Below are 19,068 nucleotides of genomic sequence, written 5' to 3'. Positions count from 1 at the left end.
GAGGCCTCAGGCTGTCCGGTCGGACAGATTGACGTAATCGCGCTTGGGCGAGCCCGTGTAGAGCTGACGCGGACGGCCGATGCGCTGGCTCGGATCCTCGATCATCTCCTTCCACTGGGCGATCCAGCCGACGGTGCGAGCGACGGCAAAAAGGACCGTGAACATCGTCGTCGGGAAGCCGAGCGCCTTCAGCGTGATGCCCGAATAGAAGTCGATGTTCGGGTAGAGCTTCTTTTCCAGGAAATACTCGTCGGTCAGTGCGACGCGTTCGAGCTCCATGGCCACATTCAGAAGCGGATCGTCCTTGACGCCGATTTCTTCGAGAACCTCGTGGCAGGTGCGCTGCATGATGCGCGCGCGCGGGTCGTAGTTTTTGTAAACCCGGTGCCCGAAGCCCATGAGCCGGAATGGGTCGTTCTTGTCCTTCGCACGCCCCACGAACTCCGGAATCCGCTCCGGCGTGCCGATCTCCTGCAGCATGTTGAGGGCGGCCTCATTGGCGCCGCCATGCGCCGGGCCCCAAAGGCAGGCAATGCCCGCAGCGATGCAGGCGAACGGATTGGCGCCCGAGGAGCCGGCAAGGCGGACCGTCGAGGTGGATGCGTTCTGCTCGTGATCGGCGTGGAGGATGAAGATCCGGTCCATGGCGCGCGACAGGATCGGGTCGACCTCGTATTCCTGGCAGGGAACCGCGAAGCACATCCGGAGGAAGTTCGACGCGTAATCGAGGTCGTTCTTCGGATAAACGAACGGCTGGCCGATATGATATTTGTAGGCCATCGCCGCGATGGTCGGCACCTTGGCGATCATCCGCAACGACGCGACCATGCGCTGATACGGATCGGCGATATCGGTGGAGTCGTGATAGAAGGCCGACATTGCACCGACCATGGCCACCATGATCGCCATCGGATGTGCGTCGCGGCGGAAACCCTGGAAGGCGCGCGACATCTGCTCATGCACCATCGTGTGGTGCGTGACCCGGTAGTCGAAGTCCGCTTTCTGCTCCTTCGTCGGCAATTCACCGTAGAGAAGCAGGTAGCAGGTTTCGAGAAAATCGCCGTGTTCGGCAAGCTGCTCGATCGGGTAGCCGCGGTAAAGAAGGGTGCCTTCGTCACCGTCGATGTAGGTGATTTCAGATTCGCAGGCGGCCGTTGAGGTAAAACCAGGATCGTAGGTGAACCGCCCAGTTTCTCGATACAACGATGAGATGTCGACGACCGATGGCCCGATTACTCCCTCGCGAACCGGGAAGTCCCAGTTCTCATTACCGATGCTCAAGGTCGCCTTGGAGTCGCTCATACACTTCACCCCTTTGTGGATCGACACGAGACTCCAGCACGCGCAACTTGGGCTGCGCCTCCCCCCGGAAGAGTCCGCGTCGTGGATGTTTAGCTGTCCGAGTGCTATCGGCTTTTGCGCTGCACCGCAAGATGAGAGCGGGCGCTGAGCTTACGTGAAGGGCAGGGCGTTGCCTGACACGGCAGCGCCCCACCGGAAGCTTACGCAGCGCTCGCCTGATCGCCGATGCGGGCGAGCGTCTCGTCGCGTCCAAGGGCAAGCATCACGTCGAAAATCCCCGGCGAGGACGTCGAACCTGTCAGTGCGGCGCGCAGCGGCTGTGCGAGCTTGCCGAGCTTGACGCCCTCCGATTCTGCGAGAGTGCGGACCGCTTCTTCCAGGGGCTCGGTCTCCCATGCGCAATGGCCGAGGGCATCGCGCAGAAGACCGAGGCGACGGCGAGCATCGTCGTCGAGAAGGCCTTCTGCCTTGGTGTCGAGCGTCAATGGCCGCGCCGCAAACAGGAAGGCCGCGTTGTTGGCCAGTTCGACCAGCGTCTTCGCACGCTCTTTGAGACCCGGCATGAGTTGCATGAGCTGCGAACGCTGCGCCGCACTCAACTCTGCGGGAAATGCCGGCGGCGTCTCCATCTCCGGGAGAATCTTGAGCATATCGGCGACGAGTCGCTCGTCGTCCGCCTGGCGGATATAATGCCCGTTCAGATTTTGCAGTTTGACGAAGTCGAAGCGCGCCGCGCCCTTGCCGATCGCGTCGAGATCGAACCATTCCGTCGCCTGCTCGGAGGAGAAGATCTCCTCGTCGCCATGGCCCCAGCCGAGGCGTGCGAGATAGTTGCGGAGCGCCTCAGGCAGGTAGCCCATCGCCCGATACGCTTCGACGCCGAGCGCCCCATGACGTTTGGAGAGTTTGGCGCCGTCCGGACCGTGAATGAGCGGGATATGCGCCCATTGCGGCACCTGCCATCCGAGCGCTTCGTAGATGATGCCCTGTCTGGCGGCATTGGTGAGATGATCGTCGCCGCGAATGACGTGCGTGACGCCCATATCGTGATCGTCGACGACGACGGCCAGCATGTAGGTGGGCGTTCCGTCCGAGCGCAGGATGATGAAATCGTCGAGGTCGCGGTTCGGGAACGTGACGCGGCCCTGAACGTGATCCTCGATGACCGTCTCTCCGTCCTGCGGAGCCTTGATGCGGATGACCGGCTTGATGCCTTCCGGCGCTTCGGACGGATCGCGGTCGCGCCAGCGCCCATCATAGCGGGGAGGGCGCCCCTCGGCGCGTGCCGTCTCGCGCATCTCCGCCAGCTCTTCCTGGGAGGCATAGCAGCGATAGGCATGGCCGCTCTCAACGAGCTGCCAGGCCACCTCTGCATGGCGGTCCATGCGGGCAAATTGTGAGATCGGTTCACCGTCCCAATCGAGGCCGAGCCAGGAGAGCCCGTCCAGGATGGCCGCAATGGCAGCATCGGTCGAGCGCTGGCGATCGGTGTCCTCGATCCTGAGCAGCATTTTACCGCCGCGGCCCCGCGCATAGAGCCAGTTGAAGAGCGCCGTGCGTGCGCCGCCAATGTGCAAAAAGCCGGTTGGCGAGGGAGCAAAGCGGGTAATCGGATGAGATGACATGGTGGTTTTGGCTGGCAAAAGGGCGGGGCGATTGGTGGATGCCCGGCCCGCGTGTAAGATGGGCTCGGTCTAGCCACAGCGCCGGGTGCTTGCAAGCATGGAACCGAGCGGCGGACAGTCAAGCGCGGCGGATGGGGAGCGGCCTTCGCAGGACGATCGCCGTATCGAAGGCTTCTTGCCGCCTGGCCGGCTCAGGCGCTTCGGCTACGGCGTGGCGTCTCACACCGCGCATCTCAGAGCACAGGCTGCCCGCGATTTCGAGGAGCGGCGCGGCTTTCTCTTCCTGGCTGTCGGCTTTTCTTGTGGCGCGGCCGCCTATTTCATTTTGCCGCGCGAGCCTTTGCTTTCCGCGCTTCTGCCCGCAGCCTTGGCTGCGGCGGGTGCCGCATGCCTCGCGTGGTGGCGCGGTGGTGGCGCCTATCCGTTGGTGTTCCTCGCCTGTTTTCTGGCCGGGATGTCCGCAGGCAAGCTTCGCGTTGAAAGCCTTCGCGCGCCGGTGCTCGAACATCCGTTGAGCAGTGAAGTGACCGGCCGAGTGGTGGCTGTCGAAACCCGCGCTGAACGAACGCCGCGGGTGGTCCTCGACCAGGTGCGCATTGAGCGTCTTTCTGCCGAAGAGACGCCACACAGGGTCCGGCTTACCTTGCGCACCGATCTGCCGCCAACCGGTGCAACGGTGAAGGGGGCGGCGCGGCTGGCACCGCTGCCGGGCCCGGCGATCCCCGGGGGCTACGATCCTGCTCGGGCGGCGTTTTTCGATGGGATCGGCGCATCCGGTTTTGTCTTCGGCACTCTGACGGTCGTCGAACCACCGAGCGGCGTCCATCTGTTCCTGGCGATTGCGGCCATCCGCCGAGCGATCGCAGAGCGGATCACCGACGCGGTGGCAGGCCCGCCCGCTGCGATCGCGGCAGCGCTTCTCGTCGGCGATCGCGGCAAGATCGCGGATGCGGACGTCGACGCTCTGCGGATCGCGGGTCTTGCGCATATTCTTGCGATTTCGGGCCTGCATATGATGCTGATCGCCGGCACGGCCTTCTGGCTCGTGCGTGCGGTGCTGGCGTTGTCGGAACATATGGCGCTCGTTCTCCCGATTCGAAAAATCGCAGCGGCCGTCGCGCTCGCAGTCGGCGCCTTCTATTTGTCGATCTCCGGCGGCAACGTGGCGACGATCCGCGCCTTCGTGATGCTTGCGGTCATGCTGACGGCCGTCTTTCTGGATCGTCCTGCTCTCTCGCTGCGCAACCTCGCGATTGCAGCTTTCGTGGTCGTCGCGCTCCAGCCTGAGAGTGTGCTCGAACCGGGCTTCCAGATGTCCTTTCTGGCCGTCGCCGCCTTGGTGGCGGCCTGGGAAGCCTGGCGCGACCGTCCGCGCCAGGATCTTGCTGAACCCGCCCGCGGGCTCATGCGACTTCTCCGCAGGCCTGTCGTGGCGATCGGTGCCGTCGGCTTGACCACGCTCGTCGCCGGTCTGGCCACATCGCCGTTCGCGGCTTTCCATTTCGGACGGCTCGCGTCCTACTCGCTCCTCGGCAATCTCATTGCGATGCCGCTCGTCTCGCTCATCGTGATGCCGGCGGGGCTCATCAGCCTGATTGCGATGCCGTTCGGTCTGGAAACCGTGCCGTTGACCGTCATGGCCTGGGGCATCGATCTCGTCCTCGCTTCGGCGCATTTCGTAGCGTCATTGTCGGGCGCCACCGTTATCGTCCCGCCGTTTCCCGCGATCGCGCTCATTCTGATGTGCGGCGGGCTTCTGTGGCTCAGCCTCTGGCGATCGCAGCTGCGCCTCTACGGCGTCGCGCCACTCTTGCTGGGGGCGCTGCTTGCGTGGCTTCTCGGCGCCAGGCCCGACCTTCTGGTGGATGAGGCGGGGAGGGCGGTTGCTGCCCGTGACGTCGCCGGACACCTCCAAATCGTTGGCGCGCGGCAAGGCTCTTTCCTTGACGATGTCTGGCGCGAGGGCGAGCCGGAGGCGGAAGCCGCGGGAACGTCAGGCTTTCGTTGCGACGCCGAAGCCTGCGTTCTGGAGATGCCCGAAGGACTGACCCTCTCGCGCGTCACCGATCCGGTGGCCTTTTCGGAAGATTGCCGCCGCGCCGAGATTATCGTCACGCAACTGCGCGCGCCGAGAGATTGCGCGGCGCGCATCGTCATCGACCGCTCCGCGCTCGCCACCCATGGAGCGCACGCGCTTTTTATGGAGAGCAAACACCCGGACGGTGTAGCTCCGCACCTTGAACTTCGCACATCACGCCCATCCATCCGGCGACCGTGGCAGGGGTCGCCGGCACTCAGATGACGTCGAGGCCAGAAAGGCTGAGAAGCGCTCAGTAGCGGCGCAAAAGCCCCACGAGGCGACCCTGGATGCGGACCCTGTCCGGACCGAAGATGCGGGTCTCGTAGGCGGGATTGGCAGCCTCGAGCGCAATCGATGCACCTTTGCGGCGCAGACGCTTCAAGGTCGCCTCTTCGTCGTCGATCAGCGCCACCACCACATCTCCGCTGTCGGCACTGTCCTGACGACGGATGACCACGGTGTCCCCGTCGAGAATGCCGGCCTCGATCATGGAATCGCCGCGCACCTCGAGCGCGAAATGCTCGCCCTTCGAAAGGAGGTCCGGCGGCACGACGATGGAATGGCTCTGGTTCTGAATGGCGGAGATCGGAACGCCGGCTGCAATCCGCCCCATGACCGGGACGCTCGCGCCTCGCTCACTCTCTTCGAACGCTTCTTCCTCAACGGGTTGTGGCGCCTTGCCGAGCCGGCCTTCGATCACGCTCGGCGTGAAGCCACGCTGCTGCGGTCGCCCGAAACTCGGATTGACCGCGTCGGGAAGGCGCAGAACTTCCAGCGCGCGTGCCCGATTCGGCAGCCGCTTGATGAAGCCACGCTCCTCCAGGGCGGTGATGAGGCGATGAATTCCGGATTTCGACTTCAGATCGAGCGCGTCCTTCATCTCGTCGAACGAGGGCGGCACGCCCGATTCCTTCAGTCTTTCATTGATGAAGAGCAGAAGCTCGAGCTGCTTCTTTGTCAGCATTGCCGTCCCCTCGCGATGCGAGTCGCGTCTCGTGTACAAATCACGAACGCACACTACCTGTTCATGGCGTGTTCCACAAGCCTTGGGGGCCGCGCGCGGGTTTACGAGAGGGCTTGCGCGAGATCGATGACGGCAACCACATCGCCCGTCCGGGCCGCCGGAGCAAAGGGAGGGCGAATGATGAGGGCGTCCGAACGGGCAAGCGTCGCAAGAAGAGACGAATCCTGCTCGTCAGCGACCGTGACGGCTGTCCGTCCCTGCCATTCGACGAAGCGCGCCCGCAGATATTGCTGGCGGTTGCCGACCTCGGGCAACGCTGCTGCAAGCGGCAACAGGCGCGTTGGCTCGCTGCCTTCGGCGCCCTGCATCGCCCCGATAAGAGGCTTCAGAAAGACGAGTGCGCAAATGAGGGCGGAGACGGGGTTTCCGGGCAGGCCGAGCACCCGGGTGCGCCCGAGCGTACCGAACATGACCGGTTTGCCCGGCCGCATGGCGACCCGCCAGAAATCGACCTTGAGACCTTGTTCGGCGAGCGCCGGCTGGACGAGATCGTGGTCGCCGACCGAGGCGCCGCCGATCACCACCAGGATATCGGCATCCGCCGCGCCTGCTGCAGCATTGGCAATCGCCTGTTTGTCGTCGACGGCGACGCCGAGATCCCGTGCGAGACCGCCACAGGCCGCAACCATCGAGGCAATCGCCGCGCCGTTCGAAGAGACGATCTGATCTGGGCCTGGCTCTTCTCCGGGCTCGACGAGTTCGTCGCCGGTCGAAAGGATGGCCACGATTGGCCTCTGGCGTACCGGAACGATTGCATGGTTCATCGCTGCGGCAAGCGCAGTTTCGCGCGTTCCGATCCGGCGTCCGGCATGAAGAAGCGTCTCGCCCTCCCGGAAGTCGAAGGCCGCGGCGCGTATGTGTCGGCCTGACGCCACAGGCTCCAGAACCTCGATGCGGTCGCCGTCGGCGCGGGCGTTTTCCTGAATGAGGATGGCATCGGCCCCGTCGGGGACAGGCGCTCCCGTGAAGATGCGAACCGTCTCGCCCGTCCCGAGCATCCCGGCAAAATGGTAGCCCGCGCGTGCTTCGCCGATCTGGCGCAGCCATGCGCCTGAGGGCGTATCCTCAGCGCGTACGGCATAGCCATCCATCGCAGACGCACGGAACGGCGGTTGGTTACGTCTCGCTGCAAGATCGCGCGCAAGCACCCGGCCGCGTGCTTCCGTCAGGGGGACACTCTCTTCCCCGAGGCGCGTGACGCCTTTGAGCATACGGGCAACGGCATCCTCGACGGAAATCAGGCTCATGGGTCGGAACGCCAATCGCCGGAAACGCCGCCGCTCTTCTCCTCCAGGCGAATATCGCCAATCGTCATGGCCCGGTCGACGGCCTTCGCCATGTCGTAGATGGTGAGACAGGCGACGGAAACCGCTGTGAGCGCTTCCATTTCGACCCCCGTCTTGGCATTCACACGTGCCATCGCCCGAACGCGGAGCCCGGGAAGCTTCTCGTCGGGCAGAATATCGACGGCGATCTTCGACAAAGCCAGAGGATGACAGAGCGGGATGAGATCGGAAGTGCGCTTGGCCGCCATCACGCCGGCAATGCGCGCGGTCGCGATGACGTCGCCCTTCTTCATGTCCCCCTCGCGAATGAGGCGCAGCGTCTCCGACGCCATGCGAACGCTTCCGCTCGCGACGGCGATGCGCGTCGTCACCGCCTTGTCTCCGACATCGACCATTTCCGCGCGCCCATCTTCAGAAAGATGGGTGAGGTGATCTTTCATCCGGTGGCCTGCGGAGCCGGTGAGGCGAGGAGCCGACGGGTTGCCTCGGCCACGTCGTCGGAGCGCATCAGGCTTTCGCCGACGAGGAAGGCGTGGATGCGGCAGGCTTTCAGGCGAGCGATATCAGCGGGCGAAAAAATACCGCTTTCTCCGACAATTAGCCGATCTTCCGGAATCAGTTTCGCAAGCCGTTCGGAGGTCGCCAGATCGGTGTGAAAGCTGCGCAGATCCCGGTTGTTGATCCCGATCATTGGCGAAGCGAGGGTGAGCGCGCGCTCGAGCTCCGGCTCGTTATGGACTTCGATAAGCACATCCATGCCATATTCGAAGGCGCTGTCTTCGAGGGATTTTGCTTCATCGTCGGAGACCGCAGCCATGATGATCAAGATGCAGTCGGCCCCCCAGGCGCGTGCCTCAGCCACCTGATAGGGCGTGAACATGAAGTCCTTGCGCAACGCCGGCAGGGAGACGGCCGCGCGTGCCGAGGTCAGGAATTCTGGCGCCCCCTGGAAGGACGGGGCATCGGTCAGAACGGAAAGACAGGCGGCGCCGCCGTCCTGATAGGCTTGTGCAAGTTCAGGCGGATTGAAATCCGGCCTGATCAATCCCTTTGACGGACTCGCTTTTTTGATCTCGGCGATGAGGCCGGGCTGGTCCGCCTCTGCCTTGCGACGCAGAGCGGCCAGAAAACCGCGCGGCGCTTCCTGATCGGCGAGGCGGGCTTTGAGCTCCTGAAGCGGGATGGCAGCCTCCGCGGCTTCGATCTCTTGCTGCTTGTAGGCTTCGATTTTCTTGAGGATGTCGTTCACGAGGCTGGGGCCGCTTCGTTGGAGACACGCAGGAGCGCTTCGAGCGCGGCTTTTGCCTTGCCGGAATCGATCGATTCCTCGGCCATATCGGCGGCTTCCTCGACGAGCTCGGACTTGCCGGCGACGATCAAAGCGGCCGCCGCATTGGCGACGACCACATCGCGGTAAGGACCGAGCTTACCGTCGAGAAGACCGCGCAGGGCGGCCGCGTTTTCCTCCGCCGTGCCGCCTTTCAGATGCTCCGGCAGCGCTTCTTTGACATCGAAATCCTGCGGATGGACCTCGAAGGTGCGGACATGCCCTTCCTTGAGCTCCGCGACATAGGTGCGTCCGGTGGTCGACACCTCGTCGATGCCGCCGGCATCGCCGTAGGTGCCGTGCACCACCCATGCCGTTTCCGCTCCGAGATTTTTTAGCGCGTTAGCAATGGGTTCGACCCATTCCTTAGAGTAAACCCCGAGCATATAGCGCTTCACCTTGGCCGGATTTGCGAGTGGGCCGAGGATGTTGAAGATCGTCCGAGTGCCGATTTCGACACGAGAAGGACCGACATGGCGCATGGCGGCATGATGGTTCGGCGCGAACATGAAGCCGATGCCGGCCTCGCGGATACAGCGTGCGATCCCCTCGGGCTTGAGATCGACATTGACGCCGAGTGCCGTGAGGCAGTCGGCGGCACCCGAGCGGGAGGAAAGGGCGCGGTTGCCGTGCTTGGCGACAGGAACGCCGACACCCGCAACGACGAGCGCTGCACCTGTCGAGATGTTGTACGTGCCGGAGGCATCGCCGCCCGTGCCGACGATATCGATGGCGCCTTCCGGAGCCTCGACCGGCGTCATGCGAGAGCGCATCGATGTGACGGCGCCGGCGATCTCCTCGATCGTTTCACCGCGCACTCTGAGGCCCATCAAGACGGCACCGATCTGCGTCGGCGTCGCTTCGCCCGACATCATCACGTCGAAGGCCTGCTGCGCTTCGGCTTCGGTCAGGCTTTCACGATTGGCCAGCTTGGCAATCAGCGGCTTGAGATCGCTCATGAGAGCACCTTGGGGCTGGCCTCTGCCGCGCCCGTCGTCTGACGGAAGCTTGCGGCGAGCTTCAGGAAATTGTCCAGGATGCGATGACCGTGTTCGGAGGCGATGCTCTCGGGGTGAAACTGCACCCCGTAGACCGGATGAGACCGGTGCTGCACGCCCATGATCACGCCATCGGCCGTATGCGCCGTCACCTCGAGGCTCTCCGGCATACTCTCCGGCAAGATGGTGAGAGAGTGATAGCGGGTCGCCTGGAACGGTCCGTTGATGCCGTGAAAGACGCCCGCGCCCTCATGCTCGATGAGGGACAGCTTTCCATGCATGAGAGACGGTGCGCGCACCACTTCGCCGCCATAGGCCTGACCGATCGCCTGATGGCCGAGGCACACGCCGAAGATCGGCATCTGGCCGTTCGCCTTTTTGATCAAGTCCAGCGAAATGCCGGCTTCGTTCGGGGTGCATGGGCCGGGGGACAGAATGATGCCTTCGGGCTTTGCCGCGAGCACATCTTCCGTCGACCATTCGTCATTGCGCAGAACCTTTGTCTCGGCGCCGAGTTCGCCAAGGTAATGCACGAGATTCCAGGTGAAAGAATCGTAGTTGTCGATGACGATGAGCATGGGCGGCTCGCGTTTGTCTGTCATCTGCACGGATTAGGCGGGGAGGGCGCGGCGGTCAAGAAACGCCGCGCCGCACGGATGCAAGTGGCCTCTCAGATGTCGGAGACGCGCTATTGTCCGCGGCCGGCCTGGTTGGCGAAGCGGCGCGCCTCTTCGGCCGCCCGAAAAAGCGCTTTCGCCTTGTTCACGCATTCCGCCTGTTCTGAATCCGGGTCGGAATCGGCGACGATCCCGGCCCCGGCCTGAACATAGATGGTGTCGTCTTTGACGACCGCGGTTCTCAAGACGATGCAGGTATCCATGTCGCCATCGGCCGTGAAATAGCCGACGCAGCCGGCGTAAGGACCGCGCTTCGATTCTTCCAATTCGTCGATGATCTGCATCGCCCGAATCTTTGGTGCTCCGGAAACGGTGCCGGCCGGAAAGCCGCCGGCGAGGGCATCGATCGCGTCGCAATCCTTGCGCAGATCGCCTTCCACGTTGGAGACGATGTGCATCACCTGGCTGTAATGCTCGAGGAAAAATTTGTCGGTCACGTGCACCGAACCAATCTCGGCGACCCGCCCCACATCGTTGCGCCCGAGATCGAGGAGCATGAGATGCTCCGCGAGTTCTTTCGGGTCTGCCAGAAGCTCTTCGCCGAGACGCTTATCCTCCGCCGAAGTGGCGCCGCGCGGCCTCGTGCCTGCGATCGGCCGGATGGTGACCTTGCCGGCGCGCGCCCGCACCAGGGTCTCAGGGCTCGAGCCGACGATGGAGAAGCCGCCGAAATCGAGAAAATACAGAAACGGTGCCGGATTGACCCGCCGCAGAGCGCGGTAGAGTGAGAAGGCGGGAAGCGGGAAGGGCGTTTCGAAACGCTGCGACAGCACCACCTGAAAGATGTCTCCGGCGGCGATATATTCCTTCGCGCGGCGAACCTTCTCTTTGTAGGCTTCCGGAGTGGTGTTCGAAGTGGTGTCCGAAGCGAGCGGCACGTCGGCCGTTTCGACTCCGCGCTCCAGCGGTCGGTCGAGCGCGTCGACGATTTCCGTGAGAAGGTTGACGGCTGTTTCATACGCCGCCCGCGCCGCGACGCCGGGTGTCGGCCTGACGGGCGTGACTACGGTGAGTTCATCCTTGACGGCATCGAAGACGACAACGGCCTGCGGACGCATCAAGACGGCGTCAGGCAGGTTGAGGCTGTCCGGCGGAACGTTCGGCAAACGCTCCATCTGACGCACCATGTCGTAGCCCAGATAGCCGAAGACACCGGCGCCCATCGAAGGCAGACCCTCCGGCACATCGACCCGGCTTTCTGCAAGGAGGGTGCGCAGAGCCTGCAGCGGCGGTTCGTCGAGCGGGATAAAATCGTCAAGATCGGGCGCGCGTGCGATTGCGGCCTGGCTTCCCTCCGCCCGGAAGATGAGATCAGGCTGAAGCCCGATCATCGAATAGCGCCCCCGCACAGCACCGCCTTCGACCGATTCCAGGAGGAAGGAATTGGCGCGCCCGGCGGCGAGCTTCAGAAAGGCGGAGACGGGTGTCTCGAGATCGGCAACGAGGCGGGTATAAAGCAGTTGCGCTTTGCCCTCGCTGTAAAGCTGCTCGAAGGCGCCGAAGGCTGGCTCGACTTGCATGTTATTGCTGGCTTTCTCCAACGAACTGCCCGTAGATCGCCTGATTGACGGAGATCGATCGCTCGTTGATCAGATGGGCATTGTAGGCCTGCAAGAGGTCGCCGGCGATGGCTTCCCCGAGGCTGTCCCGCAATTGCGTGGCTCCTGCCGCTTCCTCGAAATACGCGGGCACGGTGACACTGTCGACGTGCAGGAGGATCCGGTTCTGCGGATCTTTTCCTTCCGCGTTGGCCACGTGATTCTGCGGCCCGGCGAAGGCTTGCGCGACGGCATTCGGGCTGAGCGGGCTGTCGGGCTGCTGCGAGGCCGTGCGCGTCACAGCTTCCGCCGTCTCGACGTCTTTGCCGATTTCGGACGCGATCTCGGATAGCGGTGTCCCGCTCTTGAGACGGTCGAACAGGGCATTGGCGCGGTCGCGGATACGTGTGGCGCGTTGATCGGCCTGCCATGCGGCGACGACGTCCGGCTTAACCTCATCGAGCGCGCGGTCGCGAGCGGGTGTGGTCTCGGTCACGTCGTAGAAATAGAACGTGTTCGTGCCGACGTGGATCGGGTCGTTCTCGAGCCCGACATCGCTTTGAAAGGCGTCGGCGATCAGATCCCGGCCACCTGGGACGGAGATCTCGTTTCCGTCCGGCCCGGTCCCGTCCGCGGCAACAACATCGATCTTCTGGTAGGGAAGGTTGAGCTTCTGCGCGACTTCCTGGAGCGTTGCGCCACCGGCGCGTTCGTCCTCGATCTGGTCGTAAAGCGAAAGAACCTCGTTGGAGCTTTGGCGCTCGGCCATCTCCTTGCGCAGTTCGGGCTCGACCGCGGAGAACGGTTGGGTGGAGCCTTCTTCGACATTCACCACCTTGATGATTGCCGGCCCGAGACGGGCGTCCAGGACCGGAACCGTTGCCCCTTCATCGGCGGCAAAGGCGGCATCGGCGACGCTCTGGTCGACGATTTCGGCCTTTGATTTCAGGCCGAGGTCAACGGCTGTGAGATTTCTCTCGCTTGCAACCTCCTCGAGCGTCTTGCCGGAGGAGATTTCGTCGGCAGCCTTCTTGGCATCTTCAGGATCGTTGAGCCGCAGCTGGAGAACGCGCCGGCGCTCGGGCGTCGAAAAGCGTTGAGACTGGCTGTCGTATTCTTTCCTGACATCTTCCTCGGAAATGGAGGCAGGGTCGGCGATGGCGGAAGGCTCGAGCGCGATGATGCCGAGGGAGCGGTATTCCGGTGCCCGAAATTGCGACTGATTGTCCTCAAAGAAAGCCTGAAGGGTTGCGTCGTCCGGCTCGCCCACCGGCTCGATCGCGCTGGTATCGACGGTCACGTACGAGATCGTCCGCGCCTCGTTCTGATAGCGGTAGAAGGCATCGAGCATCGGCTTCGGCGCGCTGACGTCACCGGCTATGGCGGAGGCGATCTGCCGGCGCACCATGCGCTCGCGCATATCGGCGATATAGTCTTCCTCGCGCAGTCCCGCATTGGCGAGGAGGGTCCGGAAGCGCTGCCGGTCGAAGCGGCCACCAACCCCCTGGAACGTCGGATCGGAGGCGATCTCCTGAGCGAGCTTATCGTCGGAGACGCCGAGATTGTATTGCGAGGCCTGGTCGTCGAGGGCGGCTTCTGAGACTAGCTGCGAGAGAACCTGTTGAGGCAGGCCGATGTTGCGGGCCTGCTCCATCGTCATCACCTGGTTCATCTGCTGCGAGAACTGCTGCATGCGCTGGCGCAGCGCGCGGTCGAACTGGACCGCCGTCACCTCTTCGTCACCGACAGAGGCAAGCGTGCCCCGGCCATAGCCGCTGAACTGGTTCGCCACGCCCCAGATACCGAAGCTGACTACCAGCAGCCCCAGGAGCAGCTTGGCCATCCAGCCGCTTGTCGCTTGACGCATTCGATCGAGCATGGAACACCCTCGGCCCAACAAAAACGCCGGGCAAGAGCGCCCGGCCCGCGCATCATAGGCATCGGTCGGTGCCCTGCCAAGCACAGCGCCGCCGCCACTTCAACCCACAGGGACGACGCATCATGAAATGGGTGATCGGCAATTGGAAAATGAACGGCCTTTCGGAGAGCCTTCATGAGGCCCGTTCGATCGGAGACGGCGTCGGCGGATGGACCGGCAAAGTCGTTTCCATGGTCTGCCCGCCCGCGACTTTGATTGCACGCATGGCCATGCATTGCGCTGGCACGCCTCTCGAATTCGGTGGCCAGGACTGCCATGCGAAAGCCTCAGGCGCGCATACTGGGGATATCGCCGCCGAGATGCTGCACGACGCGGGTGCGCGCGCAGTGATTCTCGGACATTCGGAACGCCGCACGGATCATGGCGAGACCAACGAACAGGTGCGCGCGAAGGTCGATGCTGCATGGCGCGCTGCCCTAACGCCGATCGTCTGCGTCGGCGAAGTCGAAGCGGAGCGGGATGCGGGCCGTGCCGAGGCCGTGGTGGAAGAACAGCTCGCCGCCTCCCTGCCGGATGCTCTTCCCACCCAGGAGAACGAAGACCTGATCGTCGCCTATGAGCCGGTCTGGGCGATCGGCACCGGCCGTGTGCCGACGGAGGCCGATATCGGCGCCATGCACGGCCAGATTCGTGCACATCTGGTGAAGCGCTACGGCGAGGCGGGCCACCGTGTTCCGATTCTCTACGGCGGCTCGATGAAGCCGGACAACGCCAAAGCGATCATGTCCATCGCCGACGTTGATGGCGGTCTTGTCGGCGGCGCGAGCCTCAAGGCTGAGAGCTTCCTGGCGATCGCCGAAGCGGCTGCGGCAGCAGAAGCGGCCTAACCGCCTTTAAGTCGACACCGGCCTCGTGTAGAAGGCCGACCAAATTCCAAAAACGGCAATTGATCTGATGACTACTGTTGTGATCGTCATCCACCTGATGGTGGTTTTGGCCATGATCGCCCTTGTACTCCTGCAGCGCTCGGAAGGCGGTGCGCTCGGCATCGGCGGGGGCGGCGGCATGATGAGCGGCCGCAGCGCCGGCAATCTTCTGACGCGCTCGACCGCAATTCTGGCTGCGGCGTTCTTCGCGACTTCGATCGGGCTGACGGTCCTGGCGAGGCTCGATACCGGGCCGAGCGACATCTTCGAACGCTTGCAGAACCGTCCTGTCGCACCCGCGACGACCACCGAGCCGAATGCGCCCGCAGCGCCTGCAGACACGTCCGGCGGTCAGCCCGTAACGCCTCCGAGCGCGCCGAGCGGAGCGCAGGACGGACCGGGTGTCCTCGACGCTCTGAAGAGCTTGTCGAACTCTCCGCAGCCGATGCAGCCATCGTCGCCCGCGACTTCCGGCCCGCAGACACCTCCGGCTGAAACGCCCTCCGAGGCTCCTGCCGAAACGGCCCCGAACGCAACGGCGCCCGAGCAGACGTCTCCTGAACAGACATCCCCGGCGCAGACATCCCCGGCGCAGACGGCGCCTTCGGATGCTCCGTCGGACGCATCATCGGCGGACGACAGCGCGGATAGCCCGGCGACGGAGGCGACGCCTTCGGGCGAGGCTGCGCCCTCCGGCGCAGAAACTCCGGCGAGCGAAGACGCCCAGTCGGGCACCGACAATTCGGCTGGTTCGGAGAATCCGGCTCAGCCGCTCGGAGGCTCGGCCCAGTAATGCTGTTTGTCTCTTGGGCACCCGCCGCGTTCACCGCGGCGGTGGTGCCTTTGCGTCACAGCCGTGCCCTTCTGCACGGCTGTTTCATTTTCGACTCCACGAATCGTTCCAGCTTAGGTAAGCGTTGAGGCCCATGGCGCGGTACATCTTCATCACCGGCGGCGTGGTCTCCTCCCTCGGCAAAGGTCTCGCATCCGCAGCGCTCGGCGCGCTGCTGCAGGCCCGTGGCTATAAGGTCCGCCTCCGCAAACTCGACCCGTATCTGAATGTGGATCCGGGTACGATGAGCCCCTATCAGCACGGCGAGGTCTTCGTGACCGACGACGGCGCTGAGACCGATCTCGATCTTGGCCATTACGAGCGTTTCACCGGTCGCTCGGCCAATCAGCAGGACAACATCACGACCGGGCGGATTTATCAGGAAATCATCGCCAAGGAGCGGCGTGGCGACTATCTCGGCGCCACCGTTCAGGTGATCCCGCACGTGACGGATGCCATCAAGGAATTCGTCCTCGACGGAAACGAAGATTACGACTTCGTTCTGTGCGAGATCGGCGGAACCGTCGGCGACATCGAAGGCCTGCCGTTCTTCGAGGCGATCCGTCAGCTCGGCAACGAGCTGCCGCGTGGTCAGGCGATCTTCATCCATCTGACGCTGATGCCGTTCATTCCGGCGGCCGGCGAATTGAAGACGAAGCCGACGCAGCATTCCGTGAAGGAGCTGCGTTCGATCGGCATTCAGCCCGATATTCTCCTGGTGCGCTGCGACCGCCCGATCCCGGCCGCAGAGCGGCGCAAGCTCGCGCTTTTCTGCAATGTGCGCGAGAGCGCGGTGATCACGGCGGAAGACGTCGGCTCGATTTACGATGTGCCGCTCGTCTACCATCGCGAAGGGCTGGACGCCGAGGTGCTGGCCGCCTTCGGCATCGACTATGCCCGCGGCATGGAGATCACGCGCTGGCAGGACATCTCCGACACCATCCACAATCCGGAAGGTGAGGTGACCATCGCCATCGTCGGCAAATACACGGGCTTGAAGGACGCCTACAAATCGCTGAGCGAGGCGTTGTCCCACGGCGGCATCGCCAACAAGGTGAAGGTCAATCTCGAATGGATCGAGAGCGAGATCTTCGAGAAGGAAGATCCCGCCCCCTGGCTCGAGCGCGTCAACGGCATTCTCGTCCCCGGCGGGTTCGGTGAGCGCGGAGCAGAAGGCAAGATCGCTGCGGCGACCTTCGCCCGCACGCGCAAGGTGCCTTATTTCGGCATCTGCTTCGGCATGCAGATGGCGGTGATCGAAGCGGCCAGAAACATGGCCGGCATCGAGAACGCCAATTCGTCGGAGTTCGGGGCGACCGACGAACCGGTCGTCGGCCTGATGACGGAATGGCTGAAGGGCAATCAGCTCGAGAAGCGGGCCGAGCAGGGCGATCTCGGCGGCACGATGCGACTTGGCGCCTATCCGGCCTCTCTGTCTGAGGGAAGCCGCATCGCGTCGATCTATGGCCGCAGAAACATCTCCGAGCGCCATCGCCACCGCTACGAGGTGAACATCGAATACCGAAAGCGGCTGGAAGAGGCGGGGCTCACCTTCGCCGGAATGTCGCCCGACGGGCTGTTGCCGGAAACGGTGGAGCTCGCCTCGCATCCCTGGTTCATCGGCGTGCAGTACCATCCGGAGCTGAAATCGCGTCCGTTCGAGCCGCATCCGCTCTTTGCGTCCTTCATCGCCGCGGCCGTGGAGCAGAGCCGGCTGGTTTGATCTCGCAGGCGCGGGCCGTTCGGGTGCCGCGCTTGTCCGAGCGTTTGCCGGCGCCTATGCCTGCGGTCCTGAAATGATTGCCGAAAGACCACCATGCGTCCGATCGATCACCTCGTCTTGCCGGTTGCCGCGCTCGCTACGGCGCGAGAGCGCCTGACCGAGCTCGGCTTCCAGGTCTCGCCGGAGGCGCGGCATCCTTTCGGCACGGGCAATGCGCGTGTGTTCTTCAAGAACCGCACCTATCTGGAGCCGATTGCGACGCTCGATCAGGCCGTGGTCGACAAGGGGATCGCCGAAGGGCTCGTCTTCCTCGACAGGATCGCGAAGGCGAGCGCACGTGCCCCGGAAGGCTTCGCGATGCTGGCCTTGAAGGGCGACGATGCGGAGGATGCTCTGGACGTCTACCGGCAAAAAGGCTTTGGCGTCGGCGATCTCTTTTCGTTCGTCGGCAAGGCGCGCAACGATGCTGGCGAAGAAACCGAGTATGGGGTGCGCCTTGCTTTCGCGGCCGACCCGAAAGCGCCGGAGGCCGCGATCTTCGTCTGTCAGCCCGTCGGCATGAGTGTGAATACCGGCACGCGCTATTGCGACCATCCGAACGGAGCGGACGGTGTCGTCGCCGTCGCAGCCGTTGCAAAGAATCCGGCCGACTTCCACGTCTTCCTGTCGGCGGCGACCGGACAGCGTGAGCTGCGCGCGACGTCGTTTCTCGTCGAGGCGGAGCTTGGTTCGCAGAGGCTGCTTCTCATGACGCCGGCGGGCTTTGAAAACCGTTACGGCGTCACAGCTCCCGATCCAGGCGACGGCTTCGTCTTCGCGGCCTTCGAGGTCCTGGTCGACAATCTCGAGAAGACGCGCGAGTTTGCGTCGGACGGGATGCGCACTGCAGAGCGGCTTGTCGTGCCATCTGCCCCAGGCCTCGGAACCGTCCTTGCCTTCGTGGAAAACCGATGAATGACACCGTGCAACCTCTAGTCCCCAATGCGGTTGTTGAAGCCGGCAGCGTCAGCTTCGGCAATCACCTGCCGTTTTCGCTCATCGCGGGACCCTGTCAGATGGAGAGCCGCGATCACGCCTTCGATATGGCGGGCGCGCTCAAAGAGATGACGCAACGGCTCGGGATCGGCCTCGTCTACAAGACGAGCTTCGACAAGGCGAACCGCACGAGCCTCTCCGGGCGCCGGGGCATCGGGCTGGAGGCGGCGTTGCCGGTGTTCGCCGACATCCGCAAGGAGCTCGACCTGCCGGTTCTGACCGACGTGCATGAGCGCAGGCAATGCGCCGAAGTCGCCGAGGTCGTCGACATTCTGCAGATCCCGGCCTTCCTGTGCCGGCAGACGGATCTCCTCATCGCCGCCGCGGAGACCGGCCGGGTGGTGAACGTCAAGAAGGGCCAGTTTCTGGCGCCCTGGGACATGAAGAACGTTGTTGCCAAGCTCATGGCGAGTGGCAATCCAAACGTCCTTCTGACCGAGCGAGGCGTTTCCTTCGGTTACAATACCCTGGTGTCCGACATGCGCGCGTTGCCGCAAATGGCGGAGACCGGAGCGCCGATCATTTTCGACGCAACGCATTCGGTGCAGCAGCCGGGCGGGCAGGGCGGCTCCTCAGGGGGCGATCGCCGCTTCGTGCCGGTACTTGCCCGCGCGGCAATCGCGGTGGGCGTCGCCGGGCTCTTTGTCGAGACGCACCAGGATCCCGACAACGCGCCCTCTGATGGGCCGAACATGGTGCCGCTTTCTGACATGGAAGCGATGCTTGAACGGCTGATGGCGCTCGATGCTGTGGTGAAAGCCTCGCCGAGCGGTAGGTAAGGTCTCGTCACGGCCGCGGCGAAAACGTGGCCGTGCC

Annotated in this window: 16 protein-coding genes; 6 read left to right on the top strand and 10 right to left on the bottom strand. The window is 63.7% G+C overall.

Annotated elements, in window-relative coordinates:
• Positions 1 to 6: 6 nt before the first annotated feature.
• Positions 7 to 1,302, bottom strand: a complete 1,296-nt coding sequence (gene gltA / locus ACK8CP_RS06285) for a citrate synthase (RefSeq protein ID WP_234627863.1) — start codon at positions 1,300 to 1,302, stop codon at positions 7 to 9.
• A gap of 200 nt (positions 1,303 to 1,502) precedes the next feature.
• Complete coding sequence (gene gltX, locus ACK8CP_RS06280) at positions 1,503 to 2,927, bottom strand: glutamate--tRNA ligase (protein ID WP_414833708.1); 1,425 nt, start codon at positions 2,925 to 2,927, stop codon at positions 1,503 to 1,505.
• Positions 2,928 to 3,024: 97 nt separating this feature from the next.
• Here gltX and ACK8CP_RS06275 point away from each other — a divergent pair, with 97 nt between their 5' ends.
• The gene (locus ACK8CP_RS06275; RefSeq protein WP_414833707.1) at positions 3,025 to 5,229 is read left to right on the top strand and encodes a ComEC/Rec2 family competence protein; all 2,205 of its coding nucleotides are present in this window, start codon (positions 3,025 to 3,027) and stop codon (positions 5,227 to 5,229) included.
• A 28-nt stretch (positions 5,230 to 5,257) separates the two neighbouring features.
• On the opposite strand, the gene lexA is transcribed toward ACK8CP_RS06275, so the two are convergent.
• The 8 genes from lexA to ACK8CP_RS06235 all read right to left on the bottom strand — a co-directional run bounded on the left by lexA (position 5,258) and on the right by ACK8CP_RS06235 (position 13,700).
• On the bottom strand, positions 5,258 to 5,971 hold the full coding sequence (lexA, locus tag ACK8CP_RS06270) for a transcriptional repressor LexA (RefSeq protein ID WP_414833706.1): 714 nt from the start codon (positions 5,969 to 5,971) through the stop codon (positions 5,258 to 5,260).
• Positions 5,972 to 6,072: 101 nt separating this feature from the next.
• Entirely contained in the window at positions 6,073 to 7,278 is a 1,206-nt protein-coding gene (gene glp / locus ACK8CP_RS06265; RefSeq protein ID WP_414833705.1) for a gephyrin-like molybdotransferase Glp, read from the bottom strand.
• Positions 7,275 to 7,757, bottom strand: a complete 483-nt coding sequence (gene moaC, locus ACK8CP_RS06260; RefSeq protein ID WP_414833704.1) for a cyclic pyranopterin monophosphate synthase MoaC — start codon at positions 7,755 to 7,757, stop codon at positions 7,275 to 7,277. Before moaC ends, glp begins: the two co-directional genes overlap by 4 nt.
• Complete coding sequence (gene trpC / locus ACK8CP_RS06255; protein WP_414833703.1) at positions 7,754 to 8,566, bottom strand: indole-3-glycerol phosphate synthase TrpC; 813 nt, start codon at positions 8,564 to 8,566, stop codon at positions 7,754 to 7,756. The genes moaC and trpC overlap by 4 nt, the downstream gene beginning before the upstream one ends.
• Complete coding sequence (gene trpD, locus ACK8CP_RS06250) at positions 8,563 to 9,603, bottom strand: anthranilate phosphoribosyltransferase (protein WP_414833702.1); 1,041 nt, start codon at positions 9,601 to 9,603, stop codon at positions 8,563 to 8,565. The genes trpC and trpD overlap by 4 nt, the downstream gene beginning before the upstream one ends.
• Entirely contained in the window at positions 9,600 to 10,220 is a 621-nt protein-coding gene (locus ACK8CP_RS06245; RefSeq protein WP_414834199.1) for an anthranilate synthase component II, read from the bottom strand. Before ACK8CP_RS06245 ends, trpD begins: the two co-directional genes overlap by 4 nt.
• A 110-nt stretch (positions 10,221 to 10,330) precedes the next feature.
• Positions 10,331 to 11,839: an anthranilate synthase component I gene (gene trpE, locus ACK8CP_RS06240; RefSeq protein ID WP_414833701.1), complete on the bottom strand. Its 1,509-nt coding sequence runs from the start codon at positions 11,837 to 11,839 to the stop codon at positions 10,331 to 10,333.
• A gap of 1 nt (position 11,840) precedes the next feature.
• Entirely contained in the window at positions 11,841 to 13,700 is a 1,860-nt protein-coding gene (locus ACK8CP_RS06235) for a SurA N-terminal domain-containing protein (protein WP_414833700.1), read from the bottom strand.
• Positions 13,701 to 13,858: 158 nt separating this feature from the next.
• On the opposite strand from ACK8CP_RS06235, the gene tpiA reads away from it, so the two are divergent.
• The 5 genes from tpiA to kdsA all read left to right on the top strand — a co-directional run bounded on the left by tpiA (position 13,859) and on the right by kdsA (position 19,031).
• A complete protein-coding gene (gene tpiA / locus ACK8CP_RS06230; protein WP_414833699.1) occupies positions 13,859 to 14,623 on the top strand; it encodes a triose-phosphate isomerase in 765 nt (254 codons plus the stop codon).
• A 67-nt stretch (positions 14,624 to 14,690) separates the two neighbouring features.
• A complete protein-coding gene (gene secG, locus ACK8CP_RS06225; protein ID WP_414833698.1) occupies positions 14,691 to 15,455 on the top strand; it encodes a preprotein translocase subunit SecG in 765 nt (254 codons plus the stop codon).
• A 133-nt stretch (positions 15,456 to 15,588) separates the two neighbouring features.
• Entirely contained in the window at positions 15,589 to 17,217 is a 1,629-nt protein-coding gene (locus ACK8CP_RS06220; protein WP_414833697.1) for a CTP synthase, read from the top strand.
• A gap of 93 nt (positions 17,218 to 17,310) precedes the next feature.
• Positions 17,311 to 18,171 carry a VOC family protein gene (locus ACK8CP_RS06215; protein ID WP_414833696.1) on the top strand — a complete coding sequence of 287 codons (861 nt, stop codon included), beginning with the start codon at positions 17,311 to 17,313 and terminating at the stop codon, positions 18,169 to 18,171.
• Entirely contained in the window at positions 18,168 to 19,031 is an 864-nt protein-coding gene (gene kdsA, locus ACK8CP_RS06210; protein WP_414833695.1) for a 3-deoxy-8-phosphooctulonate synthase, read from the top strand. Before ACK8CP_RS06215 ends, kdsA begins: the two co-directional genes overlap by 4 nt.
• The last annotated feature ends 37 nt before the right edge of the window (positions 19,032 to 19,068 follow it).

It is taken from the genome of Afifella sp. YEN Y35, from assembly GCF_047553465.1.
Taxonomy (GTDB): Bacteria; Pseudomonadota; Alphaproteobacteria; order Rhizobiales; family Afifellaceae; genus Afifella; species Afifella aestuarii.
Note: the sequence above shows the minus strand (reverse complement) of the source record. Positions and strands in the feature narration are given on the sequence as shown.